Origin of the sequence: Salinicoccus sp. ID82-1 (genome assembly GCF_021991715.1) — a bacterium.
Taxonomy (GTDB): domain Bacteria; phylum Bacillota; class Bacilli; order Staphylococcales; family Salinicoccaceae; genus Salinicoccus; species Salinicoccus cyprini.
In genome coordinates, this window is sequence record NZ_JAGFLY010000002.1 from 331,898 (window position 1) to 351,252 (window position 19,355).

General features: G+C 49.7%; 16 protein-coding genes. 10 read left to right on the forward strand and 6 right to left on the reverse strand.

Annotated elements, in window-relative coordinates; all coding sequences use genetic code 11:
- Positions 1-144 precede the first annotated feature (144 nt).
- On the forward strand, positions 145-1,671 hold the full coding sequence (locus J4760_RS07105; RefSeq protein WP_145289425.1) for an anthrax toxin lethal factor-related metalloendopeptidase: 1,527 nt from the start codon (positions 145-147) through the stop codon (positions 1,669-1,671).
- A gap of 95 nt (positions 1,672-1,766) precedes the next feature.
- Positions 1,767-2,672: an AEC family transporter gene (locus tag J4760_RS07110; protein ID WP_237605256.1), complete on the forward strand. Its 906-nt coding sequence runs from the start codon at positions 1,767-1,769 to the stop codon at positions 2,670-2,672.
- On the opposite strand, the gene J4760_RS07115 is transcribed toward J4760_RS07110, so the two are convergent.
- Together J4760_RS07115 and J4760_RS07120 are read right to left on the reverse strand one after the other, a co-directional pair.
- Positions 2,669-4,273, reverse strand: coding sequence for a M20/M25/M40 family metallo-hydrolase (locus J4760_RS07115; protein WP_237605257.1), 1,605 nt, complete (start codon positions 4,271-4,273; stop codon positions 2,669-2,671). The genes J4760_RS07110 and J4760_RS07115 overlap by 4 nt on opposite strands.
- 25 nt (positions 4,274-4,298) lie before the next feature.
- The gene (locus tag J4760_RS07120) at positions 4,299-5,471 is read right to left on the reverse strand and encodes an aminotransferase class I/II-fold pyridoxal phosphate-dependent enzyme (protein ID WP_237605258.1); all 1,173 of its coding nucleotides are present in this window, start codon (positions 5,469-5,471) and stop codon (positions 4,299-4,301) included.
- A 169-nt stretch (positions 5,472-5,640) separates the two neighbouring features.
- Here J4760_RS07120 and J4760_RS07125 point away from each other — a divergent pair, with 169 nt between their 5' ends.
- Positions 5,641-6,387, forward strand: coding sequence for a 2-keto-4-pentenoate hydratase (locus J4760_RS07125; RefSeq protein ID WP_237605259.1), 747 nt, complete (start codon positions 5,641-5,643; stop codon positions 6,385-6,387).
- Between the two features lie 62 nt (positions 6,388-6,449).
- On the opposite strand, the gene J4760_RS07130 is transcribed toward J4760_RS07125, so the two are convergent.
- Both J4760_RS07130 and J4760_RS07135 read right to left on the reverse strand, forming a co-directional pair.
- A complete protein-coding gene (locus J4760_RS07130) occupies positions 6,450-7,514 on the reverse strand; it encodes a branched-chain amino acid aminotransferase (protein WP_145289414.1) in 1,065 nt (354 codons plus the stop codon).
- A gap of 19 nt (positions 7,515-7,533) precedes the next feature.
- A complete protein-coding gene (locus J4760_RS07135) occupies positions 7,534-8,973 on the reverse strand; it encodes a carbon starvation CstA family protein (protein WP_237605260.1) in 1,440 nt (479 codons plus the stop codon).
- Positions 8,974-9,160: 187 nt separating this feature from the next.
- On the opposite strand from J4760_RS07135, the gene J4760_RS07140 reads away from it, so the two are divergent.
- The 7 genes from J4760_RS07140 (at position 9,161) to J4760_RS07170 (ending at position 17,874) form a co-directional block, all read left to right on the forward strand.
- Positions 9,161-9,853 (forward strand): FadR/GntR family transcriptional regulator, encoded by a 693-nt coding sequence (locus J4760_RS07140; RefSeq protein WP_237605261.1) that lies wholly within the window; start codon positions 9,161-9,163, stop codon positions 9,851-9,853.
- Positions 9,854-10,544: 691 nt separating this feature from the next.
- Positions 10,545-12,287, forward strand: a complete 1,743-nt coding sequence (locus J4760_RS07145; protein WP_237605262.1) for an L-lactate permease — start codon at positions 10,545-10,547, stop codon at positions 12,285-12,287.
- A 52-nt stretch (positions 12,288-12,339) separates the two neighbouring features.
- A complete protein-coding gene (gene mqo, locus J4760_RS07150; RefSeq protein WP_237605263.1) occupies positions 12,340-13,821 on the forward strand; it encodes a malate dehydrogenase (quinone) in 1,482 nt (493 codons plus the stop codon).
- A 130-nt stretch (positions 13,822-13,951) separates the two neighbouring features.
- Complete coding sequence (locus J4760_RS07155) at positions 13,952-15,382, forward strand: SLC13 family permease (RefSeq protein ID WP_237605264.1); 1,431 nt, start codon at positions 13,952-13,954, stop codon at positions 15,380-15,382.
- A gap of 26 nt (positions 15,383-15,408) precedes the next feature.
- The gene (locus J4760_RS07160) at positions 15,409-16,470 is read left to right on the forward strand and encodes a tartrate dehydrogenase (protein WP_237605265.1); all 1,062 of its coding nucleotides are present in this window, start codon (positions 15,409-15,411) and stop codon (positions 16,468-16,470) included.
- A gap of 150 nt (positions 16,471-16,620) precedes the next feature.
- Positions 16,621-17,421 carry a DUF3100 domain-containing protein gene (locus tag J4760_RS07165; RefSeq protein ID WP_145289398.1) on the forward strand — a complete coding sequence of 267 codons (801 nt, stop codon included), beginning with the start codon at positions 16,621-16,623 and terminating at the stop codon, positions 17,419-17,421.
- Positions 17,422-17,874 carry a hypothetical protein gene (locus J4760_RS07170; RefSeq protein WP_237605266.1) on the forward strand — a complete coding sequence of 151 codons (453 nt, stop codon included), beginning with the start codon at positions 17,422-17,424 and terminating at the stop codon, positions 17,872-17,874.
- Between the two features lie 66 nt (positions 17,875-17,940).
- On the opposite strand, the gene J4760_RS07175 is transcribed toward J4760_RS07170, so the two are convergent.
- Complete coding sequence (locus J4760_RS07175; RefSeq protein WP_237605267.1) at positions 17,941-18,369, reverse strand: pyridoxamine 5'-phosphate oxidase family protein; 429 nt, start codon at positions 18,367-18,369, stop codon at positions 17,941-17,943.
- 52 nt (positions 18,370-18,421) lie between these two features.
- Positions 18,422-19,303: a LysR family transcriptional regulator gene (locus tag J4760_RS07180; RefSeq protein WP_145289391.1), complete on the reverse strand. Its 882-nt coding sequence runs from the start codon at positions 19,301-19,303 to the stop codon at positions 18,422-18,424.
- Between the last annotated feature and the right edge of the window lie 52 nt (positions 19,304-19,355).

Sequence of the window (19,355 nt, forward strand, 5' to 3'; positions counted from 1 at the left end):
GTGGCCAGCAGAAATGCAGGTGCCGGACGTCCGTCTTTGTGAGGATTCGGTGAACATCGATGGATATTCCATGACCAGAATGACTAAAGCGCGTATTATAGGGAATACAAATATAAGGAAAACAGAGCGAAGGTAGGGAATATTATGAAGCAGAAAACCCTTTCGGGGGTCGCGATGATGCTTGGTCTGATGCTGATGATTACAGCATTCTTTCCACTGCAGGCGTCAGCGGCCAGCCCGAGCCTCCAGAACATGATTGAAATCAGAGATCCGGATGGCAACTATGATGCGAATGAAGCCCAGGCGATGATCAACCGTCTAAATCGGGTGGACGAAAGAATTCTGGCGCATACGAATCGTGCAGGTGTCAGAATCATACTTATGGATCAGCCGTTGACCGAACTGCCGGAATTTGAATATCTTTCCGGCGTCACACCGAGAGGTTGGGAAAACACAGGTCGTACGTGGGATGATGTGCCGGGCGCTGGTGGATACACAACTGCCGCCAGGATCGGCTACAGCAACCCGGGCAACGGTCATTCGACGATCAACCTCGAACTGCATGAATATGGACACGCTGTCGACAGCTATGCCGCCGGTTTCACGGTAAGTGGCTCGCAGGAGTTTCAGAATATCATGGCCCAGGAAAAGGACAATCTGTTCCATGACCACGAGGTGGCGGCCTACTTCAATACGCCTGGGGAATACTTTGCAGAGACATTCGCAATGTATTATCTCGGCGGTAGCGCGAGCGCCCGCCTGGCTGAACGTGCGCCGATGACGTACCAGTTCATGGAGTCGTTCCACAACAGGCTCGTCACCATCCAGGGGACGACGGGCAACACAGCTGAATTCTCGTGGGATCCGCTTGAAGGCGCTGCATACTATGAGGTGTACAGGAACGATCAGCTGATTGATACGACGCAGGACGGCTATTATCAGGATAGTGGACTCGAAACATCGACGACCTATGATTACTATGTGCGTGCAATGGATCAGAACGACACCCCATTGCTGACCACCTATTTCAGGACAGCTACGACGACGAACGTCAGTGATGCGCCGGTCGTCGATACAGCGGCGCTTGAGCAGATAATCAGTGAAGTGGAGCAGGTGTCTGCAGAATCGAGAACGCCGGAACTTCAGTCTGCCCTTGAAAATGCATATGCGCTGCTGGAAGATGGCAATGCAGGACAGGATCAGATTGATGAGGCTGCAACAGCTTTGACAACCGCACTCGAGAATAATAATGAGGTGAAAGTCGCAGAAGAGGAATCGACAGAGGAGGCAAGTACTGAAACTTCAACAGAAGAGCCGACTGCTGAAGAGACGCAGGAAGCATCTACTGAAGAGCCGGCACTTGAAGAAAGTACGGAAGAGCCTTCCCTTGAGGAAACCACCGAAGAGCCGACGGCGGAACCGTCTACTGAAGAAGCGATGACTGAGGAATCATCGACTGTCGAAGAGGCAACCGAGGAAGAATCTACAGAAGAAGTGGTCACCGAGGAAGAACCAACCGAGGAGGAGACGACTGAAGCGGAAATTGATACCGCACAGGAGAGTGAACAGGCGACAGCGGAGTCTTCCAACACGCTGCTGATCATCGGTGCAGTTGTACTTCTTATCCTTGCAGTCATATCTGCAGTCGTTCTGTTCTTCAGAAGAAAATAGTATGAATTATGGAAGCCGGATAAATCCGGCTTCTTTTTCATTTCAGAATGTCCTATGATGGAAGTATGGAAAATAAAGAAAGAGGATGAAAACTGATGCAACTGTTGATGATTGTACTCCCTGTTTTTCTTATATTCGGTGCAGGGTATGTCGCACAGAAGTTGCTTGATATGGATATCAGGTCCGTTTCTGCACTTTCGCTATACATATTATTGCCACTATTGACCTTCAATACGTTCTACCGCAATGAAATCACTATGGATTATTTCTACCTGTTCCTCTTCTCGCTGATCATTACAGCTATTCTCGCAGGCATCACAATCGGTATCGGCTTTTTCATGAAATCCACCAAGGAAGATATTTCCGCCATGCTGCTCGGCACTCTATTTCCGAACAGTGGCAACTATGGCTCGCCGGTGGTGCTTTTTGCGATCGGTGCCACTGCATTCGACTATGCGGTCGTACTCATGGTGCTGCATGGCTTCATCGTCAGTACTGTCGGCATCTTCATCGCGTCATTCGGCAATGGCGCGACGATCTCTGTCAGAGAAGCGATCGTCAGCATCTTCAGAATCCCCGTCATCTACGGTGCGCTGGCAGGCATCCTGCTGCAGCTTTCAGACGTCACCATCGACGACAAGCTGATGGAGATCATCGAAATGACCGGCAATGCCTCCATTCCTGTCGTCATGCTCATTCTCGGCATGCAGCTGGCCCAGATTACGAAGGAGAAGTTCAAAATAAGAAACATCTCTACTGTCATCGCAGTCAGAATGATCCTCTCTCCTGTAATTGCGATGGCCCTGGTCATGATCATGCCGATCGACGACACGATGAAGGCGGTATTCGTCATACTGAATGCCATGCCGGTAGCTGCAAACTCCACCATGCTGGCCGTGCAGTTCAACGTCAAACCGAACCTGGTCTCCTTCTCGACGCTCGTCACTACACTGCTCAGTCTCATTACGATACCGATCTGCCTCTATATTCTCGGCATCTAGACTGTGACGGTCATGCAGTGCTTCACGACGGCTTCGAGCAATTTCGGGGTGATTTCATATCCGCTCTGCTTATGGAGCCGCTCGGTCAGCTTATGCGGATCCTTGCCGAACGGCCCGATATTGATGTGCGGCACCTGGAGCTTCTGCATGGACTGGAACGGTATGGTATAGGTCTTTCCCCATACGGGGGTATTGGCCTTGTAGGTCTCCCAGCTGTCATCATGGCTGTCGTAGCTGACATAGCTGGCGTCGGATATGCCATTGAAATAGTGGATCTCTTTCGGCACGATGCCGTAGTTGCTGTTCAGGAACTCCTGCGTCAAGCCGGAGATGCTTCTGACGAGCGGGTCCTCTGAAGCGTTTACAGCAGGATAGTATGGTGGGACGAACAGCGTTACCGCAAGTGGAACCAGCTCTTTGCAGTAGGTGAGCATGCGGTTCGTGATCTGCATCGACTTCTCGCGATCATCGAGATCATCACGGGCAATGTACTGGGTGATGATCTCATCAATTTTCACCTGGCCGTGCTTCTTCAGTATATAGTCGTGAAGTGCCTGGTAGGACATGGTGCGGATGCTGCCGACCGGACGCGTATTTTCTCTCCGGCAGATCGCTTCGTAGTGATTCTGGCACTGTGTCATCGTGTCCTCCACAAGCTCATGGAACTTGCTGAAGATGTCGTCCGCATTCTGCTCCATGGCAAAGACATTGTAGAGTGATGCAACATGATTCGATGTCTGGGCCGAGTAGTCGGCCTTCATATCATAATATTTCAAAGTTACCGGAAGCGGTGTCCGTTCACCGTAGGCCGTTTCGTCAAAAACATTGGTGAACTCCATCTGCTGGTTGAGAAAAGAGGCCATGTAGTGTGCATTCAAGCCACGCAATGGTTCACCGACGTGTGTCTCGACCCCGTAGAAGAGGACCGATGGCATGATCTTCCCGATTGTCCCGGAGTAGAAATAGTAGTTCGGATCGTCCGGGTACTGGGTGAAGCTCGGTTCGCTGTTCAGGAATAGGGCATAGTCGAGATCATGTGTCTGCGCAAGACCTTCCAGCTGGTCGACTGCCGTCCGCATGCCGGCAGAATCCACTTCCTCATCCGGTACAGTCAGAAGGAGCAGGTTGATCGGCCAGTCATGCGCGATGGCCTTTTCAACCAGATGCATATGGAGCGCAATCCCCATTTTCATATCCATCGTGCCCCGGCCGAAAAGGTAGTCATCGGAAAGTATATCCGCCCTGACTTCCTCCGGAAAATCATCCGCAATCTCCTTGAAACGGTGACCGAGTTCATGCGGTGAGAATGCCAGATGGCTGTTCGAACCGAATTCCTTGGTATGTACTGTATCAAAATGGCTCATCAGAATGATGGTTCTACTCGTCGATCCATGCTTATACAGGGCAGACAGCCCATTTCTGTTCCTGCCTGCATCATGAAGCGCAATATGTTCCGGATGACGCTCGAAGTACTCCAGCTTCACCAGCTCATCCTTCAGCTTGAAGGGGAAAAGAATCTCTCCCTCCGTGCCGGTCCGGCTTTCCCACGAGACGAGCTGGCATACCAGTTCTTCAAGCTGCTGCTGTGATTCCCAAAACATTGCAATTCCTCCTCGATTTCCTGTCCTACTGTCCATTTATTTTCGGCTGATACTTTTTAACAAACCGTTCCATGCGCTGCATTCCGACTTCGAGGTGTTCCATGGCACTGGCGTAGGAAATTCTGATATGGTTTCTCCCTTCCTTGGCGAAAGCGGAGCCGGGTACAACAGCGACATGCTCCTCTTCAAGCAGACGTTCTGCAAAAGTGATGTCATCAAATCCTGTCCCTTCAACGCTCGGAAAAATATAGAATGCACCCGTCGGCGTCTCGCACGAAAGTCCCATCGCAGTCAGTTTCCCATGGACGAAGTCTCTGCGTTCAATGTATCTTTCATTCATCTCGAGTGGGAAGTGCCGCGTATTCTTGAGTGCTTCAATCGCTGCATACTGGCTTGGCAGCGCAGCACAGATGGAATTGTTCAAGTGGACTCTCAGCACATATTTCATGACTTCGGCCGGTCCGAGTATGAAGCCGAGCCGCCAGCCGGTCATGGCATGGGATTTCGACAGCCCATGGATGATGAACAGCCTGTCATGGAGCGCTTCGAATGAACCGAAGGAGGTATGCTTGCCGGAAAACGTATTTTCGCTGTATATTTCATCGGATATGACGAACACGTCCAGTTCTGCCAGCGTCTCCGCCAGTACAGCCATCTCGGGATGGGACAGAGAAACACCCGTCGGATTGGAAGGATGGTTGAATATGATCGCCTTCGTCCTATCCGTGACGGTCTGTCTGATGGCTTCTGCCTCGGGCTTGAAGTTCGATACGGATATGTCCATATGGACAGGTACGCCGCCGTTCAGTCTGATGAGGGAATCGTATCCTGAATAGGTCGGCGCAGGGAGGATGACTTCATCCCCTGGTTCAATGATGGTCCGGAGCACCGAATCCAGCCCTTCACTGGCACCATTCGTCACGATGATCTCCTCATCTGGAGCATATGAAAAATAGTATGTATCCTGGAAGAAATCTGCAACACTCTGCCTCAGCTCAAGGAGTCCGGCGTTATGGGAGTATCCTGTCCTGCTTTCGCGGATGGCAGTGACTGCTGCCTCCTTGACGTTCTCCGGAGTCGGGAAGTCCGGCTGTCCGATGGTCAGATTGATGCCATCCGGATATTCGGCCACCTTATTCGAGAAAACTCTTATCCCGGGAACTTGGATTGTCTTTACAATCGGATTGATATCAAGCATGTTATGCCTCCTTCTAGCAATATTGAAAATGAAGTGCGTTAAGAATAGATAGGAATATGATATCAATATTGCACAGCGGTCACAATGCCTAATTCATAATGATGCGAAAATGGCGATAAATATTTATTTTCAGATATGTTATATTGGAATAAAGCAAAGGAGGAGTTTCATGTCGATTGTAGAACAGTTGTACACTGCCTATTCAGCAAATGAACCACTGGCGCTCGGAGCGCTTGATATTGCTTCCATGGAGCAAGCCTACAGAATCCAGAATGCTGTCATGAAGATGAAGGAAGAGAATGGAGAAGTGCTGATGGGGTACAAGATCAGCCTGACGAGTCCTGAGACACAGAATCTGTTCAATAGCGATTCGCCGCTCTATGGTGCCATGACGGACCGCACGGTAAAAAAAGAGATTACCCTGGGCGACTATAATGTGCCACTGCTCGAAATGGAGCTTATCTTTTTGATAGATGAGGAGATTTCTGCGGAGGATACGGAAGCGGAGATCATGAAGAAGTGCCGGGTGGCACCGGGAGCGGAAGTGCCGGATGCAAGGTATAAGGACTGGTTCCCGAATACAACACTGAATGAGATCATTGCCGACGGTGCGGTGAATGGCGCGGTCATATACGGCGAAGCGGAACATTACGATTATGATGATCTTGATGACATCAGAGGCACACTGTCGCATGACGGCACTGTCATCAAAGAAGGACGTTCGACAGAAGTGCTTGGCCATCCGGCCAGGGCGATGAAGTGGCTTGCCGCGACACTTGCAGAGGAAGGAAAAGTGCTGGAACCAGGCCTTTTCGTGTCATCAGGAACATTCAATCTGCCGATCAGGCTCGAAACCGGCACCTATCAGGTCGAGTATGAAAATGTAGGCAAAGTATCATTTGAAGTCAAAGTATAAGAAAATCCCTTTGGAAGTGCCACTATGATAGTGGCTGCTCCAAAGGGATTTTTCTACTGATGCTAGAGTTTCACGACCCAGCCGAACGGGTCTTCACGCCGTCCATACTGGATGTCCGTGAAGTGGTCATAAAGGTCCTGTGAAACGGGGCCGATCTGGTTGTCATTGACGATGTGATCGACACCGTGGATATTCAGGCGGCCGACTGGCGAGATGACTGCTGCCGTGCCGGCACCGAATACTTCCGTGATTCTGCCGCTATGCAGATCATTCGCAAGGTCGTCGATATGGATTGATTCCTCTTTCACTGTATAGCCTTTGTATTCAGCAAGTTCAATGAGGGATTTGCGGGTGATGCCCGGCAGGATGGAGCCGTTCAGCTTCGGCGTAACAAGTTCATTGTCCCGTACGAAGAAGATGTTCATGCTGCCGACTTCTTCAACATATTTCTGTTCGACACCATCCAGCCAGAGTACCTGCTCGTAGCCGAGTTCATTCGCCTTCTTCTGTGCAAGCAGGCTCGCTGCGTAGTTGCCGCTTGCTTTCGCAAAACCGACACCGCCGCGGACCGAGCGGACGAAATCATCCTCCACGTAGAGACTTGACGGGTTCAGCTGATTACCATAGTAGCTCGCTACCGGCGAGAGGATGATATTGAACTGATAGGATTCAGAAGGTCTGACACCAAGGAATGGTTCATCTGCGAAGACGAAAGGCCTGATATATAGGGACTGTCCCTCGCCATCCGGTACCCAGTCGCGCTCGACTTTCAACAGTTCGAGTAGGGCATCGAGGGCATTCTCTTCATTTATTTCGGGCATGGAAAGACGGGATAGGGACTGGTTCATACGTTTGAAATTCTGATCGGGTCTGAAAACCAGTACGTCGTCGCCATTCTTGTAGGCCTTGAGTCCTTCGAAAACGGATTGACCATAGTGGATGGCCTGGCAGCTCGGGGAGAGCTGGAGATTCTGGTACGGTATGATGGAATGCTCCGACCAGCCATACTCCGGTGTGTACCTGCTTGTAAACATATAATCTGTAAATACTGTACCGAACTTGATGGTTGAAACGTCCGGTTTATTCTTCAACTGGTTTGCCCGTTCTATCTGTAATGTCTGTCCCATATGAATTCCTCCTTAATTGTTAACCGATATGCGTAGGTTTTGCGATGCCTCTGACTCTGTATTTATAGGCGGCTCTGACGTAGAGCGCAGCTGTAGCAAGAACTGGAATCATTCCGAGTACCAGTGATATTTCGTAGCTCATATTCAGTGTTTCAGGTGCGTAGAAGAAGTAGGTGCCGACGACGCCGGTCATGAACAGTGCAGGGATGCCTGCAATGAAGTGGAACTTGCCTTCTTTGATGAGGTAGGCGGTTGCAACCCAGAGCATTGTAGCTGAAACGGTCTGGTTGGTAAAGCCGAGATACCTCCATAGGAAGGAATAGTCGATTGTAGCGAGCAGGAAGGAAGGCACTGCCACACATACTGTCATGATCAGCATCTTCTTCCTGTTGCCGACTTTGACGAAGTTTCCGACTGCTTCGGTCAGGATCATCCGGGAAGAGCGGAGTGCCGTATCACCTGTCGTGATCGGCAGGACGATTGCCCCCATGAATGCCAGGAATGCTCCGGCTGCGCCGAGATATTCGATGGAGATCGTGTCGATGACACCAGCAGGGCCGCCGTTGGCCAGTGCTGCACCAAGGCCTTCCGTACCACCGAAGAATGTCATGCCGGCCGTCGCCCAGATCAGTGCAATGATGCCTTCAGCAATCATGGCACCGAAGAACACGCGTCTTGCATCGGATTCCTTGCGTACAGTACGTGCGATGATCGGACTCTGCGTCGAGTGGAAGCCCGAGATGGCGCCACAGGAGATGGTGACCATCAGAAGCGGCCATACAGGCAAACCTTCAGGATGTGCAGTGGACAGTGTCAAGTTCGGTACTTGGGCGCCTGAGAAGAGGAGGCCGATGAATACCGACACTGCCATGATGATCAGTATCGCACCGAATATCGGGTAGATCTTGCCGATGATCTTGTTGATCGGCAGAACTGTCGCCATAAGGAAGTAGGCGAAAATGACGACCAGAGCAACGAAGAACGGGATGGCTCCGCCTGTCTTCAGTGAAATGAGCTCGGCAGGTCCAGCAGTGAATGCCGCAGCGACAAGGATCATGAGCGCCAGTGAAACGACATAGATGAAAAGCTTTACACTTTTACCGAGGTATTTCTCTACAAGGGCAGGAAACTGTGAGCCATTGTTGCGCATGCTCAGCATTCCTGAAAAGTAATCGTGTACTGCGCCAGCGAATATACAGCCGGCGACAATCCAGATGAGTGCGACGGGTCCGTATAATGCACCCGCGACTGCGCCGAACACAGGACCAAGTCCTGCGATATTGAGCAGCTGTACCAGCCAGCCCTTGATCGGGTGCATAGGAATATAGTCGACACCGTCACCGCTCTTGTATGCCGGTGTTTCGTTGCTGTCATCGATGACAAAAATTCTCTCAATAATTTTTCCATACACCATATAGCCAAGAATAAGTAGTAGAATGGAAAATGTAAGTGTCAACATATCTAATGCCTCCCTATATTTGAAAATTGTATACATCTTAACAAGTTCGGAAGCATAAAGCAACATATTTTCTGATAATTTCGATTTCATTTTCATTACAAATTACTAATATATTGATAAGTTACTGTAAAGATTTGATATGTGCTATCATAATACGGACATTAAGAATTCAAAAGAGGTCGATCCAATGGGCATTTCAAGGAAAAAAATATATGAAGAAATTGCGGACCTGATCATGCAGGATATCAAGGATGGTGTGTTGAATCCAGGCGACCAGCTGCCATCGATTACCAGGATGGCTGAGCACTACCAGGTGTCTTCGGCTTCCATCAGGGAAGCGTTGAATACTCTGAGTGTAATGGACGTCATAGAAGTCAAGCATGGCCAGGGGTCCTATATAAAAGAACGTATGCCTCTCGGTTTCGAACATGAGTTCCAGATCATCACACGGAAGGATATCGAAAACCTGCTGGACCTCCGTAAAATCATCGAGGTCGGCTGCGCGGAGCTGGCATGCAGCCATGCAGATGAAGAAGATCTGGGAAGGATGCAGGATGCGCTCGGCAAGATGCGTACAGCTGTAATGAACAATGAGCTCGGAGAACAGGCTGACTATGAATTCCACATGGCAATCGCACAATCGACGGGCAATCAGATGCTCGTGGATCTGCTCGGTGATGTATCGGAGAAAATGCTTGAGACGATGAAGGAAACAAGAAGAATATGGCTGTATGAAGAGAAGAAATCGATACAGAAGATTTTTGATGAGCATCAGGCCATCTATAGAGCCATTGCAGAAAAAGATTCGGGAAAAGCAACAGGCGCAATGCTCAGACACCTTGAAGAAGTGGCGATGGTCCTTTTGAAACAGCATAAATGAATGGAAGAGGAGACCTGGAGGTCTCTCAGGCTGTAGACAAAGTCATATTAAAATGACATGTCTGCAGTCTTTTTATCTGGATGTATGGGAATCTGCAGATCAGGGGGAAGAGTATGCTGAAACCAACAGACAGCGGGTGCAGGATGGAAAAGCCGATTCCCCTGAACGATAATAGTCCGTCGCCGGTCATCATCACAATCGACCCCGATGGTAAATTGGCCCTCTAACTTGCCATGGTAGACCCCACGACGGTGAGTTGGCCCTCTAACTCGCCATGGTAGCGCCTACGATGGTGAGTTGGCCCTCTAACTCACCATGGTAGACCCCACGATGGTGAATTGGCCCTCTAACTTGCCATGGTAGCGCCCACGACGGTGAGTTGGCCCTCTAACTTGCCATGGTAGCGCCCACGACGGTGAGTTGGCCCTCTAACTCGCCATGGTAGCGCCCACGATGGTGAATTAGCCCTCTAACTCGCCATGGTAGCGCCCACGATTCGGGATCCATAAAAATACAAAAAAGAAGACAAACACCGTGTCAAAACGGGGTTTGTCTTCAATCTGGGAGACCTGGTGGTCTCTTTTTTTTAAAAATAATTTGACAAAAAGAAATCGCTTTCATAGAATATGGAGAGATATAGTCATCTGATGACTGGTTGACTGTAGCCAAATATGGAGTATGGAGGTTATTCATGCTGATTCTAATGAGTCTTTTGCCGATTTTATCCATTTTCTTCTTTCTCGTCATATTAAGGTGGTCAGCCAGAAAAGGGATGTTTTTCAGTTTCATCATTACGGTGCTTATTGCGTATTTCGGCTGGCAGATGGGGGCTGTCAGCATCACAGCAGCGTCGCTGAAGGGTGTCATGACCGCGCTTGAGGTCGGTGTTATTGTTTTCGGCGCAGTACTTCTGCTGAATATGCTCAAGGAGAGCGGTGCAGTGGATACGATCCGGGCATCATTTACAAGCATATCTCCGGATAGAAGGGTCCAGGCAATCATCGTTGCCTGGCTGTTCGGAACATTTCTCGAAGGCGCAGCAGGATGGGGGGCGCCGGCAACGATTGTAGGTCCGCTTCTGATTGCGCTCGGCTTCCCCGCACTGGCTGCAGTGATGGTTGCACTGATGCTGCAGTCCACACCGGTTTCATATGGCGCGGTAGGGACGCCGATCCTCGTCGGGGTGAATACAAGTCTTGAAAATCAGCCTGTCGTCAACAACTACATAGATGGCAGCGGTCAGGAAATGTCGAACTTCATCTTTGAGGTGGGCGGTCAAGTATCAATATTCCATGCCATTGTCGGTCTATTTGTGCCGCTTCTCATGTCGGCCATGCTGACAAAATTCTTCGGCAGGAACAGAAGTTTCAGGGAAGGCTTCGCAATATGGCCCTTTGCAATCTTTGCAGGGCTTGCATTTGTCATTCCCTTTACATTGGTCGCCAATTTCCTGGGACCTGAATTTCCGTCACTGCTCGGTGGCCTTATTGGGATGGCAATCGTCATTCCATTAGCGAAGAAAGGATTCCTGATGCCAAAAACCACATTCGATTTTGAGCCGCGTGAATCATGGCAGAAGTCATGGCTCAGCGATATTGCTGCAGATGTTAAGCCGACAAAGAAGATTTCAATGGTCAAGGCTTGGATGCCTTATGTGCTCGTGGCACTACTGCTGGTTATCACACGCGTCGAGGCACTCGGACTCAAGGCAATCGTTTCAAGCTGGGTCATTTCCTTTGAAAATATATTGGGGACCGACATCACGCACAATCTGACGCCACTCATGATTCCAGGTGTCGTATTCATTGTGGTTGCAATCCTTTCAGGATGGCTGCATGGCCTTGACGGCAAGGGGATGGCAAATGCATTCAAGGTTTCGGGCAGGACGATAGTGGCAGCCATGGCAGCGCTGATTGTTTCCGTACCCCTTGTACAGGTGTTCATCAATTCAGGACTCAACGACGCCGGGTTCGATTCCATGCCGCTTGTACTGGCACAAGGTGCTGCAAGCCTGTTCGGAGATAACTGGCCGCTCGTGTCTCCTGCAATCGGGGCGATGGGCGCCTTTGCCGCCGGCAGCAATACGGTCAGCAATATGATGTTCGGTCTGTTCCAGTTCGGGGTGGCCGACGAGATTGGAGCCAACCCGCTCTATATCGTCGCACTCCAGGCAGTCGGCGGGGCAGCAGGAAATATGATCTGTGTGCATAATGTTGTCGCTGCGAGTGCCGCTGCAGGGCTGATCGGCAAAGAGGGGACACTGATATCAAGGCTCCTTATTCCGACCATCTTCTACCTCGTCCTTGCAGGGGCTGTCGGATATGTATGGGTGAACGGACTGGGCTTGAATATAGGGATTTTCCTTATCATCGCTGTATTGACAGTCCTGCTCACAATGATCTTACGTTCCCAGAAGCGTGCAGAAACAAATTAGAAGAAAATTGCTATTGAAGCAAATCATTATAAATTGGAAAGGTGATTGTAAAATGAAAGATACAGAACCGAAAAAAATCATACTGATAGGTGCTGGTATTCTAAGCAGTACTTTTGGTTCATTTCTAAAGAATATAGAGCCGGACTGGAACATGAAGGTGTTTGAAAGACTGGATAAGCCGGCGATAGAGAGTTCCAACGAAAGTAATAATGCCGGCACAGGCCATGCTGCGTTATGTGAATTGAACTATACGGTCGAACAGGAAGACGGTTCCATAGATACTGAAAAGGCAAAAGAAATAAATGAACAGTTTGAAGTTTCCATGCAGTTCTGGTCCTATCTGGTCAGAAATAAGGAGATACAGAACCCGGAGGAATTCATCCGTCAATTACCTCATATCAGTTTTGTACAGGGCACAGATAATGTGAATTTCCTGAGGAAACGGTATGAGGCATTATCCCCATTGCCGATGTTTGAAGGCATGGAGTATTCGGAGGACCTCAAGCAACTGGAAAAGTGGATCCCTCTGATGACAGAAGGACGTGCATCGGATGCAGTGGTTGCTGCGAGTAAGATGGACACGGGAACCGATGTCAATTTTGGTGAACTGACTCGAAAAATGATGAAAAGCATCAGTGGACACGATAACGCAGAAGTGCATTATAATCACGAGGTCCTTGATTTCGAAAGAAGAAGGGATGGCAAATGGGGCGTCAAGGTACGTAACCTTGAAGAAGATGAGGTTGAATATCATGTCGCAGATTATATATTCATTGGTGCCGGCGGCAACGCAATTCCCATGCTGCAGAAAACAAAAATTCCGGAGAGCAGGAATCTCGGTGGTTTCCCGATAAGCGGTGCATTTCTAGTGTGTAGGAATCCGGAAATAGTAGCGCGGCATGGTGCCAAAGTCTACGGGAAAGAGCCACCCAATACGCCGCCGATGACAGTGCCGCATCTGGATAGACGGTATATTCAAGGGGACCAGAGTCTGTTGTTTGGGCCTTTTGCAGCTATAGGTCCCAAATTCCTGAAGAATGGCTCCAACCTTGACCTTTTCAGATCCATCAATCCGGGCAACATACTGACCATGCTGTCTGCCGGTGTGAAGAACGTTCCGCTGGTCAAGTATTCCATCCAGCAGGTCATGATGAACAAGGCAGACCGGATGAAGGAGCTGCGGAAATTTGTACCTGAAGCAAAAGACGAGGATTGGGATCTGATCATAGCCGGGAAACGTGTGCAGGTGATCAAAGATACAAAAGAGTATGGAAAGGGATATATTCAATTTGGAACAGAGGTTGTCCACTCCCGGGACAAGTCCGTCATGGCCTTGCTGGGAGAATCTCCAGGCGCTTCTACATCTGTATCTGTTGCACTCGAGGTCTTTGAGAAGAACTTCCCGCAGTATATGGAGAAATGGGAGCCTAAAATAAAGGAGATGATTCCTTCATACGGACACTCCCTGATAGAAGACAGTACCTTGCTGAAAGAAATCCGGAAGGCAAATTCGGAAGATCTTGGTCTGGAATGAAAATGAAGCGGGTTGCCGGTGTGAGTGGATTGATTCTTTCAAATTATATTGCAGTGAATGGCTTTGCTTCGGCAGAGCCTTTTTATATAATTGATTCAAATGGATTCTGGATATCAGAGGAGGCAGTCGGATGAGGGACAGGGATAAGCGGACCAGTCGTATGAAATGGAGCCGGATTGCTGTGTTCATTTCTGCTGTCGTCCTGTTCTTTGCCGTCCTCCTGCTTCTGCCGGAGTCGGTATCATGGCCAGCGAGAAGTACGATTGCGATTACGCTGTTTGGACTGGTCCTCTGGGCATTTGCGCCGATTCCGATCGATCTGACCTCAATCATCATCCTTATACTGCTCATCGCGATGAAGGGCACTGAGATGGATGTTATATTGAGTGGATTTGCTTCGCCGGCCGTCTTTCTGATCATTGGTGGCATGATGATGGCGGTGGGCGTGAACCAGACACTCCTTGTCAAACGGATGACCTACTTTCTGCTGGCTCGAATGGGAGGGACGGCCAGGGGGATCTACGTGGGCTTCTTTATTCTGATGCAGATCCAGGCATTCTTCATTCCCGCGACAGCTGTCCGGGCATCGCTCATGGTTCCTGTACTCAGCAACATCATCGAGGAAACAGGGGTCGACGCGCGCTCGAACTTCAACAAGCTGATGTACATCGGTGCGGCTTTCGGCGGGAATGTCAGTGGAATTGTCGTCCTGACTGCCGGCATCGGCAATATTCTGGCCATAGAAATCTTAAGATTGTATGAAGGTGTCTCGATCTCCTATCTCCAGTGGTTCATCTATGCAGCACCAGTATGGCTGGTGCTCGTACTGGCAACAATGTATATCGTCTGGAGAAGCTACCCGCCTGAAGCGCATTCTTTTGATCGGCTGCAAAATAAGATGCAGGGCAAATACCAGTCGCTCGGCAGGCTGACTGTGGAAGAAAAGAAATGTACTGCGATCCTGGCCGTCACAATCCTGATCTGGTTCACTGAATCCTGGCATGGCTACCATCCGACGTTTGCTGCACTGCTTGCGGTTGTACTGATGTCGCTTCCCGGGACCGGCTTTGCAGACTGGAAGAAGATGCTCGACATCAATTTAGGCATCGTGCTGCTGATCGGTGCAACGCTTTCTCTCGGCTACTCATTAATAGAGTCGGGGGCAATCGATCTATTGGAAGTGCTGATCTCCCCGCAGATTGTACTTGATATATTCAGCAATCCGTGGCTGGCGATTCCGATCGCGATCATACTGTCGCAGGTCTACCACCTCGGTGTGACCAATGTATCGACAGCTGTCATCACCCTCATGCCGGTACTGATCAGCCTGTCGGTGCAGGCAGGGGTGGATCCGGTGGTGATCGTCGTGGCCTCCGCGATGGCAATGATGCTCGGTTTTCTGCTGGTTGTCGAAACGATGCCGAACGTTGTCGTGCATGGAACCGGACGGGTCAGCCAGAAGGATTTCCTGTGGCCCGGGCTCTGGCTGACACTCGCAAGCATCGTAATTATGGTTACCATCGCGTATACTTACTGGAGATGGATCGGTTTTTGGCCTTAATCTGATTTAACAACAGGAGGATGTATATGAAGAAGATCAAGTTGGCTGTAGTACCTGGGGACGGCATCGGTGTAGAAGTTGTTCCCCACGCTTTGAAAGTCCTCGATACGGTTGCAGAAATGCATGGTGGATTGTCGTTCGAATATGAACATTTCGATTACGGATGCGACTACTATCTCAAGCATGGTGACATGATGGCAGCAGATGGAATGGACCGTCTCAGGGAGTCGGACAGTGTATTCCTCGGTGCTGTCGGGGATGCTTCGAAAGTGCCTGACCACATTTCACTATGGGGGCTGCTGCTCAAGATCAGACGGGAATTCGAACTCGAGATCAACGTCCGTCCGGCCAAGGTGTTCAAGGGCATCCAGTCACCGCTTCGCAACCCGAAAGATTTCGACCTTATCGTTGTACGAGAGAACAGCGAAGGGGAATACAGTTCCGTCGGCGGAAGAATGTACCATGGGGATAATGAAATTGCCATCCAGAACAACGTATTCTCGAAACGTGCGACGAAACAGGCGATGGTGCATGCCTTCAAGCTTGCACAGTCACGCCGCAGACATGTGACAAGCGCAACGAAATCCAACGGCATTTTCCACTCCATGCCGTTCTGGGATGAAGTGTTCAAAGAGACGGCGGCCGGATATAAAGATATCGATACGGTTTCCCAGCACATCGATGCACTGGCAGCGACGTTTGTCACACACCCGGAACGCTATGACGTCATCGTCGCAAGCAACCTGTTCGGTGATGTGCTGACGGATATCGGCGCCGGCATCATGGGCAGCATCGGCATCGCGCCTTCAGCCAACCTGAACCTGAACGGCAGGCATCCGTCCATGTTCGAGCCGGTACACGGTTCCGCACCGGACATCGTCGGGAAAGGCGTCGCCAATCCGATCGGACAGATCTGGACCGCAAAGCTGCTGCTCGATCACCACGGCGAAGAGGAGATGGGCAGTCTGCTTCTCGATACGATGGAGCAGGTGACGGCAGATGGATTCCTGACACCTGACGTTGGTGGGGACAGGCAGACCGATGACGTGGTGGATGAACTGATCAGAAGGCTTAAAACAAAATCATAGATAGTGATGAGGAATGATCCGCCTGGGTGCGGATCATTTTTTTTATTATTCAGAATAGGTTTGTTGTTATTTATTGCTTGTGATAATATTCAGTTTAATCATAAGAGTGCTTATGAAAATGAAACCATTGATTGGGAAAAGGAGTATTTTATGAGCGAGAAAGTGGAACTGAAATCCATCCTGAAAGACTGGCGGCTGCATGCGGTCGTGCTGGTCATCGTCATACTGACCGAATTCATTGGCCAGATTTCGATTCCTGTCGGACCGGGTGCAATACTGCTGCTGCCGATGCTGTATGCACTGGCAATCGGATTCGGTCTTTATTTTACGCCGGTCATCAAAAAGAAGCAGTCGAAGAACGCAGAACCGCTGATTGTCATGGGTGTCGGCGTACTCATTGCCAAAATCGGTGTTGTCATCGGTCCACAGATCGAAGACCTGATTGCGGTCGGGCCGGCACTGCTGCTGCAGGAGCTCGGTAATCTCGGGACGATCCTGCTGGCGCTTCCGGTGGCGATATGGCTTGGTATGAAGCGTGAAAGTGTCGGCATGACGCACTCCATCGGACGGGAGCCGAACGTCGGTCTGATCATGGACCGCTACGGTTTCGATTCCCCGGAAGGACGGGGCGTCATGACAATGTATATTTTCGGTACGGTGTTCGGTGCCATCTTCCTCGGACTGATTGCAGGTCTGCTGGCGACAGTGACACCGATCCACCCGCTATCCTTTGCGCTCGCATCCGGCGTGGGCAGCGGCAGCATGATGGCAGCAGGCAGCGGTACATTGATAGCAGCCTACCCGGAACTCGAGTCGCAGATCATCGCACTAGCCGGAGCAAGCAACCTGATCTCTCTTGCCACCGGACTCTACGTCAGTATGCTGATTGGACTCCCGTTGGCCAACAAGATCTATGCGCTGATGAATAGAAACAAGGCTGGAGGAGAGTAGATGATGAGAAAAATAATGGACTGGACACTGATCCTTCTCATATTTGCAGGCGTCACCCTGCTTGGCAACATGATTGGCTACGACATCTATAGCTTTGGCGCTGTTCCAGGCATACTTGTGCTGATTGCCATCGCGCTGCTCGGCATGATCATGGAAGAATACATACCTGTAAATATTCCGGCAGTCGGCTATATCGCACTGATCGGCATCATCATTTCCGTACCATGGTTCCCCGGTTCTGCCTACATCGTCGATTGGACGAGCCAAATAGAACTGCTTGCCATCACAACACCGATTCTTGCCTATGCCGGCATATCCATCGGCAGGAACTGGCTGGATTTCAAGGAGATGGGCTGGAAATCCCTTATTGTTGCGATACTCGTGTTCATTGGGACATTTCTTGGCTCTGCCCTGATTGCCGAAGTTGTATTGAGAATACAGGGCATCATATAGAATGAACGACCTGCTTCCGGTTGATGGAAGCAGGTCGTTTTCAGCTCTGATGCCTTATATTCATTTTTATAGTTCTACAGTCCTCGGTTCTGTATCGTCATCATTCATAATTCTTGCGGCCTCGATATCGATCTTGATGATCTGAAGGTCGCCTTCCTCTTTCAGCTTTTCATAACGCTTGCCGAAATTTGAAAGCAAATTGTCCACATCCGATGACACTTCCTCCGGCAAGCTTGCTTGACCTTGAATCTCTACATATCTTTCACCCAGGTCGTCCCTCTCTTCATAGCCGAGCAGTACGTGGGCGTGCGGGTTTTCTTCAAGGTCTTCCACTTTATACGTGTCTTGCTTTGTATACGTGTACAATGTCAGCCCATCATTATAGAAATACATGTAGCGGCTGATCGGCTTGTTGTCACGGATGGTAGCCAGGGTCCCAATCTTATTGTTGTCCAGAATCTCTTTCAAAGTGCTTTTGAAGTCTTCTCTATTCATGAAATTCCCTCCTATTTTATAACTATGTCACTTCTACCCTTTATCATCGAATCTAATCTGAATATGGCTGAAATAACGGACTGAATGACTGGTGCAACTGGTTGTACCATCTCTTTACAAATGTCTTCTGGTTGTCCTTCCGCATGCTGACGTACATCGGGTGCTTGATGTTCAGATGGTTCAGACTGTGGACGGTGAAGTTCGGATAGCTGTAGGTGAGCTGCTTCGTCTCTTCGCGGGTGAGTATGGCGACATGTCCATGATCGATCAGAAGGTGCTGGATGATGGTCATGTCCTTGTAGGTGCCGATATCCTCACGCCTGAACAGCTGGCTGCTGTCGAATACCGGATCATAGGTGACCAGCGGGAACTCTTCGAGCTCATTGAAGGAAGCGCGGGTGGGCAGCTGAACGCTGTTGCTTTCCCTGAATACATAATAGTAGTTCTGTTCGAAAAGGAGGGCACTCTGGATGTTGTGGTGATCGGCTCTGTTTGCTGATATGACGATGTCGAGTGTTTCATCCAGCAGTTTTTCCTCGACGCTCGCTTCATCCAGTGTATGGATGGCGAATTCAACTTCTTCATTCTGTTTCAGAAACTGGTTCAGGGACTGGAGCACCTTCGAAGTCATGTCGGATCGTGTGATATGAATATTCAGTGTATATTTTTTCAATATGTTCTCTTCATTGATCTTTTCTTTAGATCTTTCGACGGCATCGATGATGCTTACGGCGTCTTCGTAAAATAGTTTACCTGCATCGGTCAACTTGATATTTCTGCCGACCCTATTGAAAAGTTTGACCCCAAGGTCACCTTCCAGCATATTGATCTGCCTGGAAAGTGCCGACTGGGCAACGTTCAAGGACAATGCGGCTTCAGTCATATGCTCCTGCCTGGCCGTTTCGATGAAATATTTCAGCTGTTTAATCTCCATATTTTCATCACCAATCTAATTTTGATATTAATATTATATCATTGATATATTG

Coding starts and splice junctions, on each gene's coding strand:
- J4760_RS07105 (WP_145289425.1), top strand. CDS start 145: ATGAAGCAGAAAACCCTTTCGGGGGTCGCGATGATGCTTGGTCTGATG.
- J4760_RS07110 (WP_237605256.1), top strand. CDS start 1,767: ATGCAACTGTTGATGATTGTACTCCCTGTTTTTCTTATATTCGGTGCA.
- J4760_RS07115 (WP_237605257.1), bottom strand. CDS start 4,273: ATGTTTTGGGAATCACAGCAGCAGCTTGAAGAACTGGTATGCCAGCTC.
- J4760_RS07120 (WP_237605258.1), bottom strand. CDS start 5,471: ATGCTTGATATCAATCCGATTGTAAAGACAATCCAAGTTCCCGGGATA.
- J4760_RS07125 (WP_237605259.1), top strand. CDS start 5,641: ATGTCGATTGTAGAACAGTTGTACACTGCCTATTCAGCAAATGAACCA.
- J4760_RS07130 (WP_145289414.1), bottom strand. CDS start 7,514: ATGGGACAGACATTACAGATAGAACGGGCAAACCAGTTGAAGAATAAA.
- J4760_RS07135 (WP_237605260.1), bottom strand. CDS start 8,973: ATGTTGACACTTACATTTTCCATTCTACTACTTATTCTTGGCTATATG.
- J4760_RS07140 (WP_237605261.1), top strand. CDS start 9,161: ATGGGCATTTCAAGGAAAAAAATATATGAAGAAATTGCGGACCTGATC.
- J4760_RS07145 (WP_237605262.1), top strand. CDS start 10,545: ATGCTGATTCTAATGAGTCTTTTGCCGATTTTATCCATTTTCTTCTTT.
- mqo (WP_237605263.1), top strand. CDS start 12,340: ATGAAAGATACAGAACCGAAAAAAATCATACTGATAGGTGCTGGTATT.
- J4760_RS07155 (WP_237605264.1), top strand. CDS start 13,952: ATGAGGGACAGGGATAAGCGGACCAGTCGTATGAAATGGAGCCGGATT.
- J4760_RS07160 (WP_237605265.1), top strand. CDS start 15,409: ATGAAGAAGATCAAGTTGGCTGTAGTACCTGGGGACGGCATCGGTGTA.
- J4760_RS07165 (WP_145289398.1), top strand. CDS start 16,621: ATGAGCGAGAAAGTGGAACTGAAATCCATCCTGAAAGACTGGCGGCTG.
- J4760_RS07170 (WP_237605266.1), top strand. CDS start 17,422: ATGATGAGAAAAATAATGGACTGGACACTGATCCTTCTCATATTTGCA.
- J4760_RS07175 (WP_237605267.1), bottom strand. CDS start 18,369: ATGAATAGAGAAGACTTCAAAAGCACTTTGAAAGAGATTCTGGACAAC.
- J4760_RS07180 (WP_145289391.1), bottom strand. CDS start 19,303: ATGGAGATTAAACAGCTGAAATATTTCATCGAAACGGCCAGGCAGGAG.